The following is a 1,980-nucleotide window of genomic DNA, read 5'->3' as shown; positions in this document are numbered from 1 at the left end:
TCTATACTAGAATCTTCAAATAACTCAAACCAATCTCAAGATATCATGAGTACATCAAAAGATAAGATAGAATTCAAAATGTTAGATNGTCCACAAGGTCCACAAGGGCAACAAGGAATTCCAGGTGAACAGGGTCCTAGAGGTCCACCTGGTCCACCAGGTGATAAGGGTCCAACAGGATTCTCAGAACAAGAACGCGCATTGATAACACAACTACTTGAGATCTTGTCTTCGAAAAATGTCCTGACAACTGAACAGCAAATAAAACTGATGAGCTTTCTATACTAGAATCTTCAAATAACTCAAACTAATCTCGAGATATCATGAGCGCATCAAAAGATAAAATAGAATTCAAAATGTTGGATCATCAACGAGTTGGAGACGAACATGTCACTTTCAAGCTTGAAGATGGAACCATGGTCAAAGTAAAAGTTGATCTTGACAGAGTTGGTATTGCAACAAACTACAAAAATCCTGATGGTACACCGCACTATGCAGTCAATGCATCGCTGAAGCTATCGATAATTCCTAATGAAAGAAAATTTTTCGTAGAACCTGATGCAGTTAAAGGAAAATCTCCATCTCCACCAGGTCAAATGTTTAGCTAAAATATTACAAATTATCGCTCGCAAGAAGCGATAATCTGTTTAAAATTTTATCTTCGTCTTTTTGAAGCTGTTCTCTTTGCTTTTCGTGAAGCTGATCTCTTTCTTGGAGCAGCTCGTCTCTTTGGAGCAGATCGCTTTGCAGCAGATCTTCTTTTTGGAGCACTACGCTTTGGAGCAGATCGTCTCTTTGGAGCAGATCGCTTTGCAGCAGATCTTCTCTTAGGAGCTGATCTTTTTTTAACAGCTCTTGTTGATCGTTTTGCCATTGCACAATTGTTGTATTTACTTGTTTTTCTATTGTAGCACTTAAGAAAATTACACTAAATGATGAGTAATATAGACACAATTTTTTACACAAAAATTAATTTTTTGTTAAAAAATTTAGTATACTGATTCTGCAGATGGTCTTCTTCCTTGCAACCATGATGTCTGTCCGCACTCTGTGCATTTGTATTGTCTTCTCCGCTTGTATGTTGCCATGTTTGGCATGAAAATAATTTCTTGTTTTGTTTTTGTAAAACATTTCTTGCACCATCTGTATTCAGCTTCTTCCATTGTATACAACAAAATGTTTTTGACACAAAAGAGTTTTTGCTATTTTGCCTTGATTATGGTAAGAACATCTTNTTACACTCTTGCCCCAGACTAGTGCATATCTGAAATCTTTTTTGAGGTCACGGTGGAGCTTGTTACATACATCTAGCACGCTTGACTTGTTTCTTATTATCAAAGGTTCCTTGTAGTCTGTCTCTCCTCCTTTCGGTCTCATGTAAACTCTGATAAAATCAAGTCTCTCAAATATTGCATCTTTTAACGCGTTTATGTTGATATCCGAATCTGCAGATATTGGAACAAATTTTGATTTTGATTTTTGTTGTAATTCATTTACAAACCCTTGATTTACAAGATCAATTTTGTTCATTATTGTAAGGGACTGGACATAAAACTTGTTGCCTGATATGTAGTCTGTCAACTGGTCTGCATCGACATCTTCTCGAACTAGAACTCTACCGTTGTTCATCCCGTACAATCTAAGTATGTCTTTCATTAGACTTATTGACATTTTAGTAAGCGGAACCTGTTGACTGACTGCGNCTCTAACTAGAACTCTACCGTTATTCATCCCGTACAATCTGAGTATGTCTTTCATTAGACTAATTGACATCTTGGTAAGTGGAACCTGTTGACTGACTGCAATTCCTCCATCGCCTGTCTTTTCAATCACTATATCTGGCGGTCTCTGGTCCAATCTAATTCCAATGTTTCCAAGTTCTGTTCTGATTACATCTTCAAGATATGGTTGGAAGACATCAAGTATTATCAATACCAAGTCTGCACTTTTTGCAACTGCCAAAACTCTTTTTCCAAGACC

The 1,980-nt window shown here is 37.0% G+C and carries 3 protein-coding genes and 2 pseudogenes; 1 reads left to right on the top strand and 4 read right to left on the bottom strand.

The genetic code is table 11. The features are described 5' to 3' along the window. Positions 1–323: 323 nt before the first annotated feature. Positions 324–608, top strand: a complete 285-nt coding sequence (locus DYY66_RS00075; RefSeq protein WP_166285125.1) for a hypothetical protein — start codon at positions 324–326, stop codon at positions 606–608. 4 nt (positions 609–612) lie between these two features. On the opposite strand, the gene DYY66_RS13435 is transcribed toward DYY66_RS00075, so the two are convergent. From DYY66_RS13435 to DYY66_RS15435, 4 genes and pseudogenes are all read right to left on the bottom strand, one after another. Beyond that, on the bottom strand, positions 613–954 hold the full coding sequence (locus DYY66_RS13435; RefSeq protein WP_166285123.1) for a hypothetical protein: 342 nt from the start codon (positions 952–954) through the stop codon (positions 613–615). A 35-nt stretch (positions 955–989) separates the two neighbouring features. Then, a complete protein-coding gene (locus tag DYY66_RS00065) occupies positions 990–1,163 on the bottom strand; it encodes a hypothetical protein (RefSeq protein WP_166285121.1) in 174 nt (57 codons plus the stop codon). A 72-nt stretch (positions 1,164–1,235) separates the two neighbouring features. Beyond that, positions 1,236–1,702: pseudogene (locus DYY66_RS13430) on the bottom strand (TGS domain-containing protein); the annotation flags it as partial. Position 1,703: 1 nt separating this feature from the next. Further along, a pseudogene (locus DYY66_RS15435) lies at positions 1,704–1,980 on the bottom strand (GTP-binding protein); the annotation flags it as partial.

Origin of the sequence: Candidatus Nitrosotalea sp. FS (assembly GCF_011319475.1) — an archaeon.
In the GTDB taxonomy this organism is placed as follows: domain Archaea; phylum Thermoproteota; class Nitrososphaeria; order Nitrososphaerales; family Nitrosopumilaceae; genus Nitrosotalea.
Note: the sequence above shows the minus strand (reverse complement) of the source record. Positions and strands in the feature narration are given on the sequence as shown.